General features: G+C 31.2%; 18 protein-coding genes and 1 tRNA gene. 7 read left to right on the forward strand and 12 right to left on the reverse strand.

Annotated features, from left to right (window positions below):
• Positions 1-149: 149 nt before the first annotated feature.
• Positions 150-1,160: a glutamine synthetase beta-grasp domain-containing protein gene (locus tag VBY68_RS05535; RefSeq protein ID WP_099215252.1), complete on the forward strand. Its 1,011-nt coding sequence runs from the start codon at positions 150-152 to the stop codon at positions 1,158-1,160.
• Positions 1,161-1,233: 73 nt separating this feature from the next.
• Here VBY68_RS05535 and VBY68_RS05540 read toward each other — a convergent pair whose 3' ends face one another.
• From VBY68_RS05540 to VBY68_RS05550, 3 genes are all read right to left on the reverse strand, one after another.
• On the reverse strand, positions 1,234-2,175 hold the full coding sequence (locus VBY68_RS05540; RefSeq protein WP_415269145.1) for a calcium/sodium antiporter: 942 nt from the start codon (positions 2,173-2,175) through the stop codon (positions 1,234-1,236).
• A gap of 79 nt (positions 2,176-2,254) precedes the next feature.
• Complete coding sequence (locus VBY68_RS05545) at positions 2,255-3,337, reverse strand: PepSY-associated TM helix domain-containing protein (protein ID WP_415269146.1); 1,083 nt, start codon at positions 3,335-3,337, stop codon at positions 2,255-2,257.
• An 89-nt stretch (positions 3,338-3,426) separates the two neighbouring features.
• A complete protein-coding gene (locus VBY68_RS05550; RefSeq protein WP_415269147.1) occupies positions 3,427-5,811 on the reverse strand; it encodes a TonB-dependent receptor in 2,385 nt (794 codons plus the stop codon).
• A 588-nt stretch (positions 5,812-6,399) separates the two neighbouring features.
• Here VBY68_RS05550 and VBY68_RS05555 point away from each other — a divergent pair.
• From VBY68_RS05555 to VBY68_RS05570, 4 genes are all read left to right on the forward strand, one after another.
• A complete protein-coding gene (locus tag VBY68_RS05555; RefSeq protein WP_099215251.1) occupies positions 6,400-6,552 on the forward strand; it encodes an SsrA-binding protein in 153 nt (50 codons plus the stop codon).
• A gap of 12 nt (positions 6,553-6,564) precedes the next feature.
• Positions 6,565-6,798 (forward strand): putative signal transducing protein, encoded by a 234-nt coding sequence (locus VBY68_RS05560; RefSeq protein WP_099215250.1) that lies wholly within the window; start codon positions 6,565-6,567, stop codon positions 6,796-6,798.
• 75 nt (positions 6,799-6,873) lie between these two features.
• Positions 6,874-6,947, forward strand: a tRNA-Arg gene (locus tag VBY68_RS05565).
• Between the two features lie 193 nt (positions 6,948-7,140).
• Positions 7,141-7,593, forward strand: a complete 453-nt coding sequence (locus VBY68_RS05570; RefSeq protein WP_415269148.1) for a carboxymuconolactone decarboxylase family protein — start codon at positions 7,141-7,143, stop codon at positions 7,591-7,593.
• A gap of 84 nt (positions 7,594-7,677) precedes the next feature.
• Here the strand turns inward: VBY68_RS05570 and VBY68_RS05575 are convergent, their stop codons facing one another.
• The 9 genes from VBY68_RS05575 to VBY68_RS05615 form a co-directional block, all read right to left on the reverse strand.
• The gene (locus tag VBY68_RS05575) at positions 7,678-8,256 is read right to left on the reverse strand and encodes a YdeI/OmpD-associated family protein (RefSeq protein ID WP_415269149.1); all 579 of its coding nucleotides are present in this window, start codon (positions 8,254-8,256) and stop codon (positions 7,678-7,680) included.
• 198 nt (positions 8,257-8,454) lie between these two features.
• Positions 8,455-8,898, reverse strand: a complete 444-nt coding sequence (locus VBY68_RS05580; protein ID WP_273693985.1) for a heavy-metal-associated domain-containing protein — start codon at positions 8,896-8,898, stop codon at positions 8,455-8,457.
• Between the two features lie 13 nt (positions 8,899-8,911).
• Positions 8,912-10,612 carry an efflux RND transporter periplasmic adaptor subunit gene (locus VBY68_RS05585; RefSeq protein ID WP_415269150.1) on the reverse strand — a complete coding sequence of 567 codons (1,701 nt, stop codon included), beginning with the start codon at positions 10,610-10,612 and terminating at the stop codon, positions 8,912-8,914.
• 4 nt (positions 10,613-10,616) lie between these two features.
• Positions 10,617-11,852 (reverse strand): TolC family protein, encoded by a 1,236-nt coding sequence (locus VBY68_RS05590; RefSeq protein WP_415269151.1) that lies wholly within the window; start codon positions 11,850-11,852, stop codon positions 10,617-10,619.
• Positions 11,842-15,603, reverse strand: coding sequence for an efflux RND transporter permease subunit (locus VBY68_RS05595; protein ID WP_415269152.1), 3,762 nt, complete (start codon positions 15,601-15,603; stop codon positions 11,842-11,844). The genes VBY68_RS05590 and VBY68_RS05595 overlap by 11 nt, the downstream gene beginning before the upstream one ends.
• Before the next feature lie 104 nt (positions 15,604-15,707).
• The gene (locus tag VBY68_RS05600; protein WP_099216036.1) at positions 15,708-16,127 is read right to left on the reverse strand and encodes an HYC_CC_PP family protein; all 420 of its coding nucleotides are present in this window, start codon (positions 16,125-16,127) and stop codon (positions 15,708-15,710) included.
• 50 nt (positions 16,128-16,177) lie between these two features.
• Positions 16,178-17,242: a magnesium/cobalt transporter CorA gene (corA, locus tag VBY68_RS05605; protein ID WP_124589105.1), complete on the reverse strand. Its 1,065-nt coding sequence runs from the start codon at positions 17,240-17,242 to the stop codon at positions 16,178-16,180.
• 8 nt (positions 17,243-17,250) lie between these two features.
• Positions 17,251-17,628, reverse strand: a complete 378-nt coding sequence (locus VBY68_RS05610) for a hypothetical protein (protein WP_415269153.1) — start codon at positions 17,626-17,628, stop codon at positions 17,251-17,253.
• Between the two features lie 2 nt (positions 17,629-17,630).
• A complete protein-coding gene (locus VBY68_RS05615) occupies positions 17,631-18,464 on the reverse strand; it encodes a universal stress protein (protein WP_273693980.1) in 834 nt (277 codons plus the stop codon).
• Between the two features lie 95 nt (positions 18,465-18,559).
• On the opposite strand from VBY68_RS05615, the gene VBY68_RS05620 reads away from it, so the two are divergent.
• Positions 18,560-19,087 (forward strand): mechanosensitive ion channel domain-containing protein, encoded by a 528-nt coding sequence (locus VBY68_RS05620; protein ID WP_415269154.1) that lies wholly within the window; start codon positions 18,560-18,562, stop codon positions 19,085-19,087.
• 405 nt (positions 19,088-19,492) lie between these two features.
• Positions 19,493-20,884, forward strand: a complete 1,392-nt coding sequence (locus tag VBY68_RS05625) for an arginine decarboxylase (RefSeq protein ID WP_099216065.1) — start codon at positions 19,493-19,495, stop codon at positions 20,882-20,884.
• Positions 20,885-20,891 lie beyond the last annotated feature (7 nt).

Raw genomic sequence — 20,891 nt, forward strand, 5'->3', positions numbered from 1 at the left:
TTTTTAAAACAAACACCCCTAAAAAAATAGGGGTTAAATTAATTTAAAGTTAATTTTAAATAAAAACACCCTTAAAAATTTTGAGCTTTGACAAAAAATACTCAATTTTGCCCCATAATTAACTCGAAAACAACACAAAAACAAAAATCATGAGTAAATCAAAATTAGAATACATTTGGTTAGATGGTCATGAACCAACTCAAAACATGCGTAGTAAAACTAAAGTTGAAGAAAACTTTAGCGGTAAATTAGAAGATTGTGCTATTTGGTCTTTTGATGGAAGTTCAACAGAACAAGCTTCTGGAGGTGCTTCTGACTGTTTACTTAAGCCTGTTGCTATTTATCCCGACCCAACTAGAAAAAATGGATTCTTAGTAATGTCTGAAGTTTTAAATGCTGACGGTACTCCGCACGCATCTAATGCACGTGCTAAAATTGATGATAACGATAATGATTTTTGGTTTGGTTTTGAGCAAGAGTATTTCTTAATGGATACTAAAACTGATTTACCTTTAGGATTCCCACGTGGTGGATTTCCTGGACCTCAAGGAAAATACTACTGTTCTGTAGGTGGAAGATACACTTGGGGAAGAGATTTTGTGGAAGAGCATGCTGACTTATGTATTGAAGCTGGTTTAAACTTTGAAGGAATTAACCAAGAAGTTGCTCCAGGACAATGGGAATTCCAATTATTTGCTAAAGGCGCTAAAAAAGCTGGTGATGAAATTTGGGTTGCTCGTTATTTATTAGATCGTTTAACCGAAAAATACGGTTATTATATTGAATATCACCCAAAACCTGTAAAAGGAGATTGGAATGGTTCTGGTATGCATGCAAACTTCTCTAACACTACATTAAGAACTTGTGGTTCTAAAGAAACTTACGAAAAAATTTGTGAAGCATTTAGACCTGTTACAGATGAGCACATGGATGTGTACGGAGCTAACAATGATGAGCGTTTAACTGGTTTACACGAAACAGCCCATGTATCTGACTTTAGTTATGGAGTTTCTGATAGAGGTGCTTCAATCCGTATTCCTATTATTACTGTAGAGAAAGGTTGGAAAGGTTGGTTAGAAGACCGAAGACCTGCTTCAAATGCTGACCCTTACAAAGTAGCTGGTAGAATTATAGAAACCGTAAAAGGTGCCAACATATAATTAACAAACACAACAACACAACTAAAAAAGCCGCTAATAGCGGCTTTTTTTATTTTAATACTAGTTTCTTCATTTACGAAATAGTTAAATAAATAAAGGTTGCATACGCAGCTAATAAGATAATTCCATCTCTCCATCCTAAACGCATACCTTTTGGAATAAACACTAAAGGGAGTATAGCAAACGAAACCCCTAACATCCAATAAATATCATTGTTTATTAAACTATATGCATCTGGTTTCACTTCAACAGGAGTAATCATTGCTGTAATACCTAAAACCGCTAAAATATTAAACACATTAGAACCTACTAGGTTTCCTAATGAAATGGCTTTTTCTTTCTTTAATACTGCAATAATTGATGCCGCTAATTCAGGAACACTTGTTCCTACCGATACTACTGTTACTCCAATTATAGCATCACTAACTCCTAAATTCTTTGCTAAACTTACTGAACCATTTATTAATAATTCTGATCCACCCCATAAACCAACTCCACCTACTGCTAAAAACAGTACTATTTTGTATAATGGTAACTCTTCATCATCTTCAGGCATTTCATCAACAACAGCTTGTTTTTGGAAACGTAATAAATAGATTAAAAACACTACTAACATTCCAAATAATATAGCTCCTTCGTAAAACTGGATGGTTTTATCATTCACTATAAAAAAATACAACATTACAGAAGCAATCATCATTACTGGCCAATCAGTCTTGTAAAAACTTTTTTCTACATCAATTGATGATAGTATTACTGTTATACCTAATACTAAACCTAGGTTTGCAATATTAGACCCAATTACATTTCCTACAGCTAGTCCTGTAGCTCCATCTAAAGCTGACTTTATACTTACTATTAATTCTGGTGCTGAAGTAGCAAAAGACACTACCGTCATACCTATTACAATTTTTGGTATATTTAGTTTTAGCGACAAACCTACCGCTGCTTTCAACAGCCAATTTCCTCCTAAAACCAACAATGTTAAACCAATAATAATGTATAGAATGCTCATAAAATATTTTTTGGGCGAAGATAAGATTTTTAGCAAGCAAATATGAAAACAAATTCAGCTACTACCTCTAAGAAAAATGTTAATTAATAGTCTTTTTTAATCGTTTAGTTTTTGAGCTATAAACCTTATACCCTGTGATTAATAAAATTAAAGGCACCAAACCTGATATGAACACTAAGACCCTACCTAATACCCCAACTATTTCTCCTATATGTATTGGATAAAACTGAGCTACTATCCTATTATTATTTGGATCAAAATCAAAACTTGATAACGTTCGTAACTTACCTTGTTGATTTAGCTCCATTTCTTTTGTTCTTCTAAATCCTGATTTGATAAATCGATCTTTTATATATCTTAGTTTATAAACTCCTAAACTGTCTTTCGGATAATAAATAGCTCTTAATACATATTTCCCATCGGTTTGTAATACTGCCTCTTCCAAGGAAAAAATCTTAGCTTGTTTTGCTTCATCATCCAAGATTATTTTATCTGAGCCATTAAAAATAGACAAAGCTGATTTATAGGTTTTATGATACGTAAAGTAACCTCCTGTAAATGCAATTATCATTAATGGCAGCAAAAAATAAATTCCGAATACTTTATGTAAATTGAAATGAAAACGTTTCTTTTTAGGTTTCCACTTCATCGTAAATCCTTTTGATAGGTTATTTTTATATGCTTTCCACCACATATAAAACCCTGTTGTTAACAAGAAGAAACAGAATAACAAAGCACTTGTGCCTATAATATACTTACCTATTGTAGGTATTCCTAATGTACGGTGTAACTTCAGAAGTGTTTCAAAAAACTGTATGGACACCGATTTTTCACCTAAAAAAACTCTTGTTTTCGGGTGATAATACAATGTTTTTCCGTTTTTATAATTTATTGAAATTGTTTGCTGCTCTCTGTAAGGCAAAAAAACTTTATTTACTTCTCCTTCATTCTGCGTAGCTAAAAAATACGCAGAATTTAAAATTGTTTTTTCTTTTATTTTAGAAAAATCTTCAACCTTTAATAATTTCGAATTTAGTAATGAAGTTATTTCTGGTTGCCAAACATACAATGATCCCGTTAAGCCTGAAAATGATGCAATAATCCCACAGCTAAGACCTAGCCATAAATGTATTTTCCAAATTATTTTATATATCTGCTGCAATTGATATCTTTTATTTTTAAAACCCAGAGTCTAAAATAAAATAGACACTGGGTTTATAATTTTGCAAATGTAAGATGTTATTAACTCTCTTAGAAATTATACAATACGCTTAATTTAGCGTTTGTTCCTTCACCTGTACCAGTAAAAGTTCTTAAAGGTGCTGCCCATTGTGATCTTGCTGGTAAATAATATTCGTTTAACAAGTTATTTACCGCTAATGAAACTGATATATTTTCTTGCAGTTTATAGTTCATAGACCAATTAAGTAAAGTGTATCCTTCTACTGGAAATTGTGTATGTCTAAACGTATAATTATCGTTTGCATCTAAATATGGATTAAAACGACTTCTATTTCCTAAATTAGTCATTCGTAAAGAGGTACTTATTTTGTTTGTTGGTAACCATGTTACATAAGCTGTTAACTTAGGTGCTGAAATAACATCTCCTCCTAAATAAGTTAAGTTGTTTTCATCCTCCACGTTATGAGTAACACCTTCAACGTAAGAATATGATGTTCCTACTTGTAATTTATTATCAAAAGCAGTATAGTCTATGGCTATTTCTCCTCCATAAATATTCTGTGGCTTTTTTGATGGTACAAAAGAATTTATATTTTCATCAAATACTACCCCTGTTCCTAAATTAGAAACACTGTAATATCCTACAGCCTCTAGTCTAAAGTTTTTGAACTTTGATAAAAATCCGAACTCATAGTTTTTAGTTACTGCTGGCTCTAATTGAATATCTTCAACACTATCTGCTTTTGCTGAACGTAAAACAGAGCCTAAATCAGCAATTGAAAAACCTTGAGAATAACTTACATAAGGAATAAACTCTTGGTGCTTAATATACCTAACCCCAGCATTAAAAGCCAAATTATCAAATCCTAATTTACCTCCTTCTACCGCTACTGAAGGGTTAAAATTACCATCACCTAAAGGTGAATATGGTAAGGTATTATAATCATCTATGGCAAGGTTCATATCATCATATCTTAACCCTGCTTTTAAAACCCATTCATCATTAAATTTTACTGTAGATTGTATGTATTGTGCCCAACTAAACATTTCAATATTTGGCACCCATAATCTACCATCTAACAACCCTTGATTAGTTTTATCTTTTAACAAATCCAAACCATAGGTTAATGAAATCTCTATTGATTCACTTGAAGTAAGTGTAGTGTTAAAGTTTGGTCTTAAGCCATACTTTTCTGCATTAATTACTGATTGACCTCCATTTTCAAATTTGTCTGAATAAAAGAATATGTTTTTTGTTTTTTGATAATATACATCAGCTGTAAAATCTGTTGTACCATCAAAAATATTATTTAAGTCATATTTCAAGTTTCCATTATACAGTTTAGATCCTGTAGGTTCTTGTCCTTCAATAGCCCCTTCAATACCATAACCAGGTGTTAAGGTGTAATCTCCTTCTTCATTATACACTTCAAAAGATCCTGAAGCAGGTATAAAAGGTGTGTCTTGTAAAGAATTATATAAATTTCCTCCAATACTTATTTTTTGTTTATCAGATATTTCATACTCTAATTTAGCTAAAGCAGTATAAATTCTTGTATTATCCAACCCATAAGTAGGAAGTATAACTTTACCATCTGCATCATACTTATTTCCTGTTTCCTCATAACTTCCACTTACATAATAGTTTAATTTATCTATTTTCCCACGCAGTGATTGATAAGCTCCAAATCCAAGAGCATCTTTGGTTTTTGTCAAATTAGAAGTTCCCCAAATATTGGTAGCCCCTTCAATTTTTTCACTACTATTTGGCTTTTTGGTAATGTAATTAATAAAACCTCCATTTCCTCCATTTCCAAAAATAGAAGTAGCTCCTTTAATAACCTCTACTCGACTAATATCGTTAGGACTTACCGATTTTATTCCTAATTGACCGTTACGTAACGGAGTAGATTGCGGAACACCATCAATCATCACCAATAAAGAACGACCACGTAATGTTTGTCCCCAGTTAGAAAAAGTTCCTGTAGATACTGCCAAACCAGGAACTGTAAATTCTAATATTTCATTAATATTAGTTGTTGAGTTTGATAAATCTGCTAATTGTTTTTGGTTGACAACAGTTATTGATGCTGGTATCTCTGAAAGATATTCTGAACGTCTACTAGCTGAAACAACAACTTCATTTAAACTCTCTTCATTTTCTTTTAGTACTTGTACTATCTCAACTGTACTATTTTGAGTAAATGTTATTTCTTTTGTTATGGTTTGAAACCCGACCATGCTAAAAGTCACCTTGAAAACACCTTCTCTTATATTTTTTAATACAAAGCTTCCATTTTCATCAGTGGTAGTACCTTTTTGAAGTTCAGAGACATGAATATTAACCCCATAAATTGGTTGACCTTGTTCATCCTTTATCTTCCCTTTTAAACTAGACTGAGCTGATACTCCGAAGGTTAAAAATAAAGCTGCTACTATTACGTAAAATTTCATTATATTTATTTAGATTTATTTTAAATTGCAAATATATCTCCTCTCAAATTAGTACCAAACATTTATTAAGAAAAACTTATTTTTTTTCTCAGAAGAAATGGAACACCTTAAAAACACCTGTTTTTAAAACTCTTTTTCCTTTACTTTTAAAATCCATTCAAAAAAAGCCCTTTACTACCTTATCAAAACAAACAAAAAAACTCAAGTTTATTTTAAAATGAAACTAGTATGTAGAAACAATAGTTTCATTTTAAAACTAAATATGCTTTTTTAACCTTAAATCACAACTCAATTTAATTAAATGATATCCGAAAATTTGGTTGTAATATTTCCTTTCTCATATATTGAAAAAACAATTCCGGAATTCATCATTATTTACTAACTAAAAAAACATAAATCTAACATGATTATACTTGCTTTAAAACTAATTCTAATAACCATTAAAATTGCTTATTTATTACTGGAATTGATCTTTTAAGAGATTAGCTTATTAAAACCTATACTTTTCATTTTAAGTTAAGTAAAGTTTATACTTTCTTATTATAACAAATTATTTTTCGTTATTTTTGATAGTAGAATCAACTACTAATGAAAAAAAGTTTTTTTAAGTTTTTAGCCAAACTAAACAAGGCTCTACTACCTTCCTTTACTAAAAAGGAATTGGATATATCAAAAGCATCAAAATTTCAATTGGCTATTATTGGATGGCGTGCTTATGTTACAATAAATTCGTTGGATTAAAAATTTACCATTATGAACATGCATATTAAAGTTTTCTCAGGATCTCAAATCCTTGCGAACAGATTAAGTCAATTACTTGATGAAATTGAAGTTCCGTATTTAGTAAAAGATAACAAAGAAGCTGGAAGAGTTGCTGGTTTTGGAACTTTAGGTAATTCTGTTGACGTATATATCTATGAATCAGACCTTGAAAAAGCTCAAAGCACTATCGACGATTTTAAACAAGAAATAGAAGCTGACAAATAATTGAAAAAGCTTGAAAAAAAATTATTTTTTTGCTTTAGATTTTAAAAAACATTCTTATATTTGCACCCGCAAAAAGGCCTCGTAGCATAACTGAATAGTGCACTTGATTACGGCTCAAGAGGTTGCAGGTTTGAATCCTGCCGAGGTCACAAAAACCCTGTTAGATTTCTAACAGGGTTTTGTTTTTATATTACATCATAAACGTTTTAAGATTAAAATCACAGAGTTTTACTAACTTAACAATATTTCTTTATCTTAAAATATGTAATCTCACCTTTCTTAAACTAGCTTAAGTTTTAACTTTACGAGGAGTAATACCTTTGGTTTATAAAATTTAAAATTATGAAACAAAGACTAAACATTCAAGAGTTAGAACCCAACGCTTACAATGCTGTTTTAGGAATTTTTAAATATCTTGAAACATCAACTCTTTCAAAAAAGAGTAAAAATCTCATAAAAATAAGGGCTTCTCAAATTAATACCTGTGCTTATTGTATCGAGATGCATACTGCGGAGGCTCTTAAAAATGGAGAAGAGCAAAACAGAATTTTTGCTTTGAGTGCATGGAAAGAATCTCCTTTATTTTCCGAAAAAGAAAAAGCATTGTTATCTGCTACTGATGAAGTAACACTAATAAGTTATAATGGGTTAACAGAAAACACCTTCCAAAAACTTAAAGAGTACTTTACCGATAACGAAATAGCACAAATTATTATGCAAATAGGAGAAATTAATATTTGGAATCGTATTGCTGTTTCTACACAAATGTTTCACTCTTACACTAATGTTAAATAGTCTATAAACAAGACTTTGCAACAACATTAATTTATTTAGTTTTCATCTAAATTCAAAGCTATTCTTTTTGGGTAGCTTTGTTTGTTATCTTTCATTATGACCCTTTCCTTGGATCATTTTTGGTATTGATTTCTCTATTCTTGACAAACGTGTTTTCGATTGCTTAGCTTGAGAAAAATATAGCAAGTAACTTCTTTGCCTTCCTGGTGTTAGGGATTCGAAAGCTATTTTTATATCTGAGTTTTCTTGTAACACTTCTTTAAATTCACTTACCATTTCAAATTCTGAAGTCTTCTTAGTTTTTACTTTTAAACCTGCTTTTTCAACTTCTATCGCTTCGAAAACATAGGTTTTAATAGTTGATGCTAAATCAACAACCTCTTCTGGTTTAGTAAACCTAATTTGACGAGCAGATTGCACATTTTCTGTCTGTTGAATTAAAATTCCGTCAGTATCTTTTAATAGAGCTCCTTTATAAAAAAGTAATGCACAATAATCTTTAAAACCATGAATTAACACAATATTTTTTCCTTGAAAAGTATAACAAGGATGCTTCCATTTAAAATCTTCTTCAAGACCACAATCCAAACAAATTTGTCGTAACAGCTTTGTTTCTTCTTTCCAATTTTTTATGTTTTCTATGTACTTATCTACTTTTTCCATTTTCTTTTTTATTTCTACAAACACAAATATAAAACAATAAAAAACTGATAATCAAGGATATTTTACAAGATTTCTTTTTCGACTTAATCTTTTTATGCAAAGATATTTTTCTAACAAAAAAACTACATACACTGTATTAATGCTAAAGTGATAGAACAAAAAAGTGTAACGAAGTATATCGTTACACTTTTTTAAAAATTAGTGATTAGACGTTTCGTCTGCTTTTACATCACCTTTTAAACTCATTTCCATATTGTGATCGTATTGACAACATCCTGGTAAGTTTCCATAAGCTTCTTCACTACTAGCTACTTTATCAGTATCGTAACCAGATGCTGCAATTGCGTTATGAATAGCATCTAAATTAGTCTTAGAATCATCAAACGATACGTTGATTTGCTTTCTTAATTTATCCCATTCTGCCGATGCTACTCCATCAACACCATTTACTGCCTTTTCAATTGTGTTTTTACACATTCCACAGTTACCTCTTACTCCAAAAGTTGCGTCAGTCATTGCTACTTCTTTAGTAGTTTGCTCTGTTTGTACTTCTTTTGTTTCTGTTTCTTTTTTAGCTTCGTTTTTACAACTTACTAAACCAATAGTAGCCAACATAGCTACTCCTAAGATTGCTCTTTTCATTTTGAATTGATATTTAATTATTATTAATTGTTTCTTTTACTTCACCACATTTTAGCATCATATCACCAAAATACGGATTTAACACTTGTTTTTCTTTACTTAACCAATAAGCTCCTTTATCACTATCTGCCATAGGACAGTACTGTTTATAAGCCACCTCATTAATCCCGAAAGATTGTACTGCCACAATAAAATGTTCTGACAATACTTTAAAATACTTTCGTTGTGTATCTACATCTGTTGTTTTTGCTATTTCTATGTTACTTGACTTTAATGCGGGAATTAATTGCATCCACTGTTTGTGAGCTTCTTCGTTAGTTAACAACTTCATATCAACTAATGTTAACTCTTTTTGTAAGTTTTCTGCACTTGTTTTGGCTGCATTTGCATCAGTTTTTACTAAAGCGTCTTTTAAGCCTATATATCCATCATAAGCTTTTTGTAATTGCTCTTTAAATGCTTTAGGAGTACTAAAAGATTCTATAATTTCTTTTGTATGATTCATCATTGACTTCTTCCCTTGTAATTGTGCTGAAGCATCTATTGTAAACACTCCATTCGTAACAATTTCTTCTCCAGACTTCAACCCTTTTTCCACTTGATAGTTGTCTCCTGCTTTTCCACCTAATACTACTTCTCGCATTTCAAAAACTGGTTTACTTGCGTCAGGCTTTACATATACAACTGAACGTTTTCCTGTCCATAATACTGCTGTTGCAGGAATACTTAATTGTTCCTTTGTCTGTTTCTCTGTTGCTTCCACTTTTCCTGTAACAAACATGGCTGGTTTAAACTTCCCTTTACTATTGTTTAGTACAGCACGCATAGTTACTGTTCGAGTTTCTTGATTTAATACAGGGTTTATAAACGAAACTTTTGCTTTGAAAGTCTCATTAGGATAGGCATTTGTAGTAATTGATATGTCTTGACCTATTTTAAAGTTACTGATTTGATTTTCATACACATCAAAATTTGCCCATACTGAATTCAAATTGGCTATTTTTAGTAATGCTTGTCCCTGACTTACATAATCACCTTGCTCAACTAGTTTCTCTGATACTGTACCAGAAACCGTAGCATATACAGGAAAGTTTTCTTTTACTTTTCCTGTTTTTTCAATTTGATTAATTTGGTTTTCAGAAAGCTTCCATAATTTCAGTTTGTTTCTAACTGCTTTATACAATGCTGGCTGATTTTCTTTTACTGACGCTGCTGTTAATAATTCTTGTTGTGCTTTTACCAGTTCTGGAGAATATACCGTTGCTAACAACTGACCTTTTCTTATTTTCTCTCCTGTAAAATTCACATTTAAACGTTCTATCCTTCCTGCAAAATAGCTTACCTGCACCGCATTTGATTTTTCGTTTTCTGCTATTTTTCCGGATAGTGTAATTGTATTATCTGCACTTATAGCATTACCAATCACAGTCGTTTGTACATTAGCCAATGCCATTGCATTTTTAGTTAATTTGAACTGATTTGCAGCTAGTCCTTCAGCTCCTGCTTCTGCAGGGATTAAATCCATTCCACAAATAGGACAATCCCCAGATTCTGGTTGCATAATTTGTGGATGCATAGAACAGGTCCACATTTTACCTTTTTCTTCTGTAGTATGATTATGCGCTGCCTTACCATTTGAAGAACCTCCAAAAAGTAGCCATCCTAAAAATACCCCAGCTATTAAAATTGCTATGTATGTTATATATTTTTTCATCTGTTTACTTTATTAAATAATTAATAATGGTACTTTGTGTATAATAAGTTACTTCTGATGTAATCATATTCGTTTGAAACTTCAACTGTAATTCTTGAATATCTAACACATCGTTAAAATCTATAGTTCCTGTCTCGTAACTTTTTACCAAAATTTGTTCTGCATTTTTAGCTTGCTCTAAATTTTTAAGTTGTGTTCGGTAATTTATTACGGATGCATTTCTATCCGAAACTGCTCTGTATAACACAGATTCTAAAGTATTATATCGTTGTTCTTTTTGCGATAGAATCTCCTCTTGCTGTAACTTGTTTTGTTTGCTTATAGATTTATTTTTCTTATTGAAAATAGGAATTGATAATGATACCATTGGCATGATGATATCCTTACCGTTATCTACCACATTCATATCAGTGCGCTTTTCAACATTAACATAATCAAGCCCAAAACCTATCATAGGTTGTTTCTCTTTTTGGTTTAAGAATTCTGACTTTTCTACAGAGGCATACAACTTATCAAACTTCACCAGCTCTGGGTGTAATTTTAAGATACTTGGTTGTATTTTATCTACTTTGGTTGGAATTTGTAGGCTATCAACGACTGAAATTTGTGTGTTGATATCCTGATTCAACAGTTTATTAAATGCTTTTTGCATTCCTAAAAAAACTTCCCGTAACACTTCCTTTTGTTGTGCTAATTCGTTTTGTCTTATTTGCAACCTTAACACATCTACTGCAGAAGCTTTTCCTACTTCAACAGAAGTTAACGCTAACTTTTCATACGTTTTAAGTAATGCTATATTTTCGTCTAATACTTTTTGTTTTGCTTTAACCTCATAAAGTTTATAATACGACTGCGCTACTGATGTTACTAGTTTACGTTTTACGACTACGATATCCTGATAAGCTGCATCAGCTAATGAAGACACATAGTTTTCTCGTGCTGTTATGGTTCCGAAAAAAGGAATCATTTGCTTTACAGATAGTTTAAACCTCTGCGGCCCTGTACGTGTTTCTGGTGTACTCACAAAATATCCTGCTCCAAACTCGGTATTAGGCAATGTATTTACCTCTTCTTTTTTCTCTGAAATACGCTTGTACTTAATATCAAACTGTTGTACTTCTGGATTGTTTTCTAAAGCTGTCTCAATATATTCCTGTAGGTTTTGTCCTTGTATTGTAAAAGCAAAAAACACAGAAGCTAGAAATAAGGTTGCTTTTTTATTATTTATTTTAAAACTCATCTCTTTTCGTTTTTCGTTTTAATAAAAATTCTTCACGCCAACTATACAGTACTGGTACAATAAAATACGAAGTCACATCTATAATCATTCCTCCAAAAGCAGGAATAGCCATTGGAATCATAATATCACTACCTCTTCCAGTTGAAGTTAATACTGGCAACAAGGCTAAAATGGTGGTTGCCGTTGTCATTAAACATGCTCTAATACGTTTGTTTCCTCCATGTAATGCAGATGCTCGAATAGCTTCAATTGTTTGAGGTTTATCTCTATTAAATGTTTGTGTTAAATAGGTAGCCATTACTACACCATCATCGGTTGCAATTCCGAATAATGCGATAAATCCTACCCAAACAGCAACACTCAAGTTAATTGAGTGCATTTGAAACAATTCTCTTAGGTTTTCTCCAAATACACTAAAATTCAAGAACCAATCTTGTCCGTATAACCACATCATGATGAATCCACCTGCAAAAGCTACAGTAATTCCTGTGAATACCATTAATGAAGTAGCTACTGAACGGAACTGAAAATACAGTATTAAAAAGATAATCATCAACGCCAATGGCACTACTACTGATAGTGTTTTTTCTGCTCTTAATTGGTTTTCATAAGTTCCTGTAAACTGATATGATATTCCTTTTGGAACAGTTAGCTCTCCTGAATCTATTTTTTGTTGAATTACTTTTTGAGCTGCTTCTACCACGTTTACCTCAGCAAAACCATTTAACTTATCAAACAATACATATCCGATTAAAAAAGTATCTTCACTCTTAATCATCTGTGGTCCTTGTTCATATCGAATCGTTGCTAATTCACTCAACGGAATTGGAGCTCCTTTGGATACTGGCATATAAATGTTTTCTAAATCCGTTGGACTAGAGCGTAATTCTCTTGGGTAACGAACTCGAATTCCATAACGCTCTCTTCCTTCCACCGTTTGCGATAATTGCACACCTCCTACTGCTACTTTCAATACATCTTGTACCGTTTGAATAGCTATTCCGTAGCGTGCTAATTTTTCTCTATTAATATCAATTAATAAATACGGTTTACCTACAATTCTATCAGCAAAAACTGCTTCTTTTTTTACTCCTTCAACCTCTTTTAAAATTCCCTCAAGTTGTACTCCAAAAGCTTCAATTTCTTTTAAATCTTGACCTTTTACTTTAATTCCCATTGGAGCTCTCATTCCTGTTTGCAGCATTACCAATCGAGTTTCTATAGGTTGTAATTTAGGTGCAGACGTTACTCCTGGTAACTTGGTAACTTTTACTATTTCGTTCCAAATATCATTGGGTGACTTGATGTTTGGTCGCCAATTACGATAAAACTCACCATCTTCATCTTCTATTAATTCATTTGATGAAACCTCATAAAAAACAACTTCTGATGTCTTATCTGTCAAACTTGGGTTCGCTACCGTTTTACCGTTTTTCAACAGAAACAATCCGTCCTCATTTACCCTATAACGTTGACGTTTTCCTTCAGAATTTAACTTATATTCTGGCTTGTAGTTAATCACATTCTCATACATTGATAAAGGAGCTGGATCTAATGCTGAATCTGTTCTTCCTGCTTTACCTACAACCGTTGCTATCTCTGGAATGTTAGCAACCGCCATATCTAATTGTTGTAATACACGTTTGTTTTCTTCCACCCCTGAATGCGGCATAGAGGTAGGCATCAATAAAAATGACCCTTCGTTTAGCGAAGGCATAAACTCTTTTCCTGTGTTTTTAAAAATTAGGAATCCACAAGTTAATACTGTTAACGGGATGGTTAAAAACAGTAATTTGTTGTTCAATGCCCATTGTAATATATGATTGTAATATTTTTGCAGTAAGCTAAAAAAGCCTAACAATCCGAAACAAATAAGTGCTACAAATAAAAGATTGGTAACAATACTTTTATCTACTCCTAAAGGTCTCCAGTATTCTGCTAACAAACCAACAATTGCTAATGCAGATATAATAATATTGATCGTATTAACAGGCAGTGTAAAATTATAATTGGAAAACGAAAAATGAATTGTGGTTTTTTCTGAATAATTACTCCAAAATTGTATAGCTCCAAAGGCTATTAATACAATTCCTAACCAATATCCATAAAAAACAGCAGTAATACCTAATGCTACTAAAACTCCATTTACAATGTATTTAAAGTTTTTTGTCAACTCCTTTTTCTTAAATAAAACAGCTGCAAATGGCGGTATTAAAAACAATGCTACCACAATAGCTGCTATTAAAGCGAAGGTTTTGGTAAATGCTAGTGGACGGAATAGTTTTCCTTCTGCGCCAATCATGGTAAATACTGGAATAAAACTGATAATCGTCGTCATTACCGCTGTTACAATCGCTCCAGAAACTTCTGCTGTTGCATTGTAAACTAATGTGTTTATCGGTAATTTATTCTCGTCTTTTTCTAAGTGACTTATGATGTTTTCGGAGAGTATGACTCCCACATCTACCATGGTTCCAATAGCAATAGCTATTCCTGATAAAGCTACGATGTTGGCATCAACTCCAAAGGCTTTCATTGCAATAAAAACCATCAATACTGCCACGGGTAATAATCCTGAGATTAGTACAGAAGCCCGTAAATTAAAAACCATAACTACGATTACCAAAATAGTGATTAATATTTCTAGCGTAAGAGCCTCGTTCAACGTGTCTAAAGTTTCATGAATTAACTCTGTACGGTCATAAAACGGAACAATTATTAATTGAGAAGTTCTACCATCTTTTAACTCTTTACTTGGTAAACCTGCACTTAGTTCTTTAATCTTCTCCTTTACATTGGTGATTACTTCTAAAGGATTTGCTCCATAACGGGCTACTACTACACCTCCTACAACCTCAGCTCCTTCTTTATCTAAAATCCCTCTACGAGGTTCTGCTCCTAACGATACTTTTGCAATGTCTTTTACTCGTATTGAAGTATAATTTTTAGCTGTAACTACAGCATTTTCAATATCTGCTATAGACTTTACATATCCTAAACCACGGACTAAGTATTCTACTTGATTTATTTCTATTGTTTGCGCCCCAATATCCTGATTACTTTGCTTTACTGCTGCTACAATTTGCTGTAAACTGATATTGTATTGACGCATCAACTCTGGTTTTACGTCTATTTGATATTCTTGAACATATCCACCTATAGAACTTACTTCAGACACGCCATTTGCAGACGAAAGTGCATATTTTACATAGTAATCTTGTACACTACGTAATTCATGTAAATCCCAACCTCCAGTGACATTACCATCTTCATCACGTCCTTCAAGTGTATACCAAAAAATCTGCCCCAATCCAGTGGCGTCTGGCCCTAATGAAGGACTTACTCCTTCTGGCAGTAAATTACTTGGTAATGAATTTAACTTTTCAAGAATTCGAGAACGACTCCAATAAAAATCTACTCCTTCATCAAAAATGACATAGATACTTGAAAGCCCAAACATAGAAGAACTACGGATGGTTTTTACTCCAGAAATCCCTAATAAAGATGTTGTTAATGGGTATGTTATTTGGTCTTCTATATCTTGCGGAGATTGTCCGTCCCACTTTGTAAAAACAATTTGTTGATTTTCTCCAATATCTGGTATGGCATCAACTGCTACAGGATCGTTTGGTAAAAAACCTGTATCTAAATTAAATGGTGCATTTACAGTTCCCCATCCTACAAATAAAACGAGTAATATAACTGCGACCAGTTTGTTTTCTATTAAGAATTTGATGCTTTTGTTTAGCATAAAAAATGATTTTTAAACAATTAAACATTGATGTTGAAAAACATCGAATACGACAAATCATCCTATTGAAATTCTCAAAAGGACAAATAGTTATTGTTTAAAAATCATATTAAATATACTTCATCAAGTACATGAATATCCTTGATGACCAGTGGAGGTGCATAATCTTTAAAAGGAATCACTTTATTGTGAATACCTTCAAATAAATTAATGTAGCTATAGTAAAATGAAGCTATAAAAACTTGTTGGTCAAAAGACAGTTGATCAAAAGATGTAATCTTTAAAGTATCTTGACCTTCAATTACTGAAGCCACATCTTGACAACAGTTCTTTTTCATTACTGAACAGTCTTCAGATTTTGTTTCTTGCTTCATATCCATTCCACAAGATTCAGCCTTTACAAAATAACTTGTACCTACTAACATGTCTCCACAAAAGTGACTGTTAACAGTAAATGACATTGTAGATAATAACACTACAAAAGCCATTAAAATAGATGCTATTTTATGAAACGCTTTTTTCATTTTACACTACAAAAGTACAAAATTTTAATTTTCAAAAACTTAAACAATCCTTAAAACCATTTTTTGTATTTAAAATATCCTAACATGATTATCACTGTTAGTAATATAACACCCCACATTACAAAGTATCCACTACGATACTTAAGCTCAGGGATATACTCGAAATTTGTTCCATAAATCCCCGCTATAAAAGTAATCGGAATAAATACTACTGAAAATATGGTTAGTATTTTCATAATATCATTCAAACGATTATTTACGTTCGTTGAATATACTGTAAGTTGCTCACTCAACATACTTTTATAGTTTTCAACTGAATCATAACTTCGTTGAACCAAATCGTTTAAATCATTAAAAAATGGTTGTTCTTTTTTTGTTATTAATTCTGTTTTTAATGCTCTAAAACTATTTATTGCCTCACGAGCTGGTCTTATTGCTTTTCTAAAGTAGTTAAGTTCTATTTTGTATCTATTAATTTCTTGTAGTGTATTTTTATTGGGTTGTAATAAAATTTTATCTTCTAAATATTCTACTTTCTCACCGAAAGTTTCCATTAAAAAATTGTAATTATCTACGATTACATCTAATAAACAATACTTTAAATATGTTACACTATAATTTCGCACCCTTCCTTTTTTATGACGTAACCTTTCTCTAATTGACTCAAAAATATCTCCTTGCTTTTCTTGAAAAGTAATTAGTACATTTTGTAATAAGTACATAGATATTTGCTCTGCTTCAAGCTTATGGTTTTCTTTATTTAAAAACAGCATTTTAATACTCGTAAAAATATAATGCTCTTCAATATCTACTCTAGGTCTTTGATCGGTATTTACAATATCTTCAAGAACAAGTGTATGAATATCAAATAACTCACCAATTTCTCCAACTAACTCAACATCGTGTAATCCGTCTATATTAATCCAAAGTTTTTTATACTTTCCAATATAGCTTTTGAGTTCGTTTACATCTTTTAGCTCTACTTCTATAAATTCATTTTCATCATATCCTATTAATCGTATTCTTGTATTCTCTTCTTTTTGATTTCCAACAAAAACGGGGCTTCCAGGAATTACATTTTTAGTATTTTTTTGTTTGGTTATAAACCTTGTCATCTGTTTAGTTATACGAGATTAAATAATTTGTAAAGTCTGGCTAAAATTATGAGTTCTGATTTATTTTTTCTCGCATAAGAACTAGAAATTTCATGTGATGCTGCTAATAAATCGTGAATTACATTTTTTGAGAACTCTTCTTTATGTGCTAAGTAATATTCTTTAAAGCTTTCATAAGCTGTTTCTGATGTTACTTTTTCTTTTATCAGTTCTCTTAACGTTTCGTATATCAACTCACTATCTGATTTATTTTCTGATGTTGACCAATTTTTTTCTACTCTTTTAATAATACTCTTTTTCTCTTCTACGGTCATGTTTTTATCGGCCATAGAAACTGCATAAAACAAATTCGCTATGCTTTTATAAAATTCTTCAGTAAACTTCATAATTAACTTATTTCGGGTAAAATTAACATTGGTATTTTACTATGAAAAGCTGACTTTTTTATCACATTTTCTTCTAACAAACGGTTAAAAAAGTTGTATTTATGGTTTATTAACACCAACAACTCGCTATCGTTTTCTTTAATATGTTTTTCAACCGTTAATGTTTCAGAGCCTTCCCAATCTATTTTTTTATACGTAACATTTACATCTTGTAACAACTCTCTTAATTTCACTTTATTTCTTTGTTGATTCTCAGATAAAAAGTTCTCTTCAGATAAGCTCACAACCTCCAATATACATCTCTTGATTGTGGTTAAATTAATTAAAAACTGTAGCTCTTTTGCTGTAAACAATCTTTTATAATTTGTTGAAAACACAATTTGATGTAATGGCTTATACTTGTAATTCATAGGAACTACTAGTATTGGACACCTATTAACTACATTAATCATTTTCATAGTATTAGTACCAATAAAAGTTTCTGCTAAACTTTTGGCTCCTTTTGTACCTGCAATTACTACATCAATACTCTTTTCTTCAATTGTTTTAGTAACTGCTTTTGTTAATGAATTTGATTCCACAACATACTCATAATTAAAACTAGTATTCTCTCTTCTTAACACTTCAATTAAATACTTTAATTCATCTTCAATTTCATTATCCATTTCATTAAACCATTTCTCATTTTCTTGATCACTCAATAACTCTGAGGGCTGACTTATATAAACATCTAATAAGTAAATAGTTACCTCAACATCTTTAAATAGTTGTTTTGTGTAATTTAAAGCATTAATAGCTGCTTCTGAAAAATTATAGGGTATTAAAACATTTTTCATAACGACATATAATTATGATTTTCAATCAAATATAATTTTTTATTTCCAGATTATATTTACAAAACCAGAAGTATATTTGTATAAAAAACATAATAATGAAAAATCGTTTTCTAGAGTTATCCATATACAACCCATTTTTACAATTTTTGCTTTTAACAGCTTCGTTATTTTTTTTAATTTATATAACAAAAAAATTAACTAGGTCTTATATTGTAAAAAATGCTATTGAACCTCATAGAAGAAAATTAATTTTAAACATTAGTTATTTTTTATACTACACCTTAGCCTTATTCATTTCATTAATCATTTTTGGTATAAACTTTAAAGAAGTAATTGTTTTTGCTTCTTCAATACTCGCAGTATTAGGAGTCGGTTTTTTTGCTCAATGGTCTATTTTATCTAACCTTACAGCTAGCATTATCCTGTTTTTTTATCACCCTATGCGTATAGGAGATACTATAAAAATCATAGACAAAGACTTCGATTTACAAGGTGTTGTAAAAAACATAACTGGATTTTATGTTTTACTGTATATGCCAGAAGAAAAAAGGGAAATTACTATACCTAATACGACTATTTTATACAAAGGAATAGAGCTAATAAAGAAACAAAAAACAAAATAAACAACTAGAGATCAATTTATTAAAAAAAACAAAAAAAAGTTTGTTGTATTAAAAAATAGTTTACATTTACCACATCTTATTACATAAGTCAAAATGTTACGTTTTACTTATTTCGGCAATAACTTCTACGGGAAGATAGTGAGTTATTTAGTGTTTGAGAAACACAACCGAAACATTAAGGTTTCTTCCTACTTTCAATACTCTCTACCACTGAATTTTTATAAACAGTGCGGTGATTGCTTAGCTTTAAGAGTCTAACTATTCATTTTATTTTGGTTTAACATCTTGTTGTAAAACAACAACAAAGCCTTGTTATACAATTTATTTAAAAAAGTTTTGGCGTATGCCTCAACTGCTTTTTGAATGACTTTCTGTACCCAACATACAGATACAACTAAAATAATAATGAATACTAAATATAAAGACTTAATAGAACAAACGTTTGATTTTCCACAAGCGGAATTTCATACTAAAAACAATAATTTATTTTTTCACAACATTGATATGATGGAATTAGTGAAGCAATACGGAGCACCGTTAAAATTCACTTATTTACCTAAAATATCAGAAAACATAAACAAAGCTAAAAACTGGTTTCATAAAGCTATTGAAAAGCATAATTATCAAGGTAATTACAATTATAGTTATTGTACCAAAAGCTCACACTTTAAATATGTTTTAAATGAAGCTTTAAAAAATGATATACATATTGAAACATCATCTGCTTTTGATATAGATATTGTAAAATCACTAAAAAAAGAAGGAAAATTAAGTGATGATGCTTATGTATTGTGCAATGGTTTTAAGCGCGATCAATACATTGCTAATATTGTTAGTTTAATTGATGGTGGACACACAAATTGCATACCGATAATAGACAATTATGAGGAGTTAAATTTATTACTAGACGAAACTAGGAGTAAATTTAATGTAGGAATTCGTATAGCTTCTGAAGAAGAACCTAAGTTTGAATTTTATACTAGCCGTTTGGGAATTGGTTATAAAAATATTGTATCCTTTTATGAACGTGAAATAGCTAATAATCCGCAAGTAGATTTAAAGATGTTACACTTCTTTATCAATACAGGAATTAGAGATAATGCCTATTACTGGAACGAATTATTAAAGTGTTTACGAGTGTATACAAAACTTAAAAAAGTATGTCCAAGTTTAGATAGTTTAAATATAGGAGGAGGTTTCCCTATTAAAAACTCATTAGCGTTTGATTACGATTATGAGTATATGGTAGACGAAATCATCAACCAAATAAATCTTGCTTGTAAAGAAGCTGGTGTAGAAGTTCCTAACATTTTTACTGAGTTTGGAAGTTTTACTGTAGGAGAATCAGGAGGAGCTGTGTATGAAGTGTTATACCAAAAAAAACAAAATGATCGTGAAAAATGGAATATGATTAATTCATCTTTCATTACCACCTTACCTGATTCTTGGGCTATAAACAAACGCTTTATCATGCTTCCTCTTAACAAATGGAATCATAGATACGAACGTGTTCTATTAGGAGGTTTAACCTGCGATAGCGACGATTATTACAACTCAGAGCAGCATGTAAACGGAATTTATTTACCTGTATACGAAAAAGAGAGTCCTTTATACGTAGGGTTTTTCAATACAGGAGCATACCAAGAAACTATTGGTGGTTTTGGCGGATTACAGCATTGTTTAATCCCAACTCCCAAACACATATTAATTGACATAAACGAAAATGGTGATTTAACCACCAAACTATTTAAAGAACAACAAAAAAGTGAAGAACTATTATCTATTTTAGGATACTAGTAAAAAA

It is taken from the genome of Tenacibaculum ascidiaceicola (genome assembly GCF_047470925.1).
GTDB lineage: Bacteria > Bacteroidota > Bacteroidia > Flavobacteriales > Flavobacteriaceae > Polaribacter > Polaribacter discolor.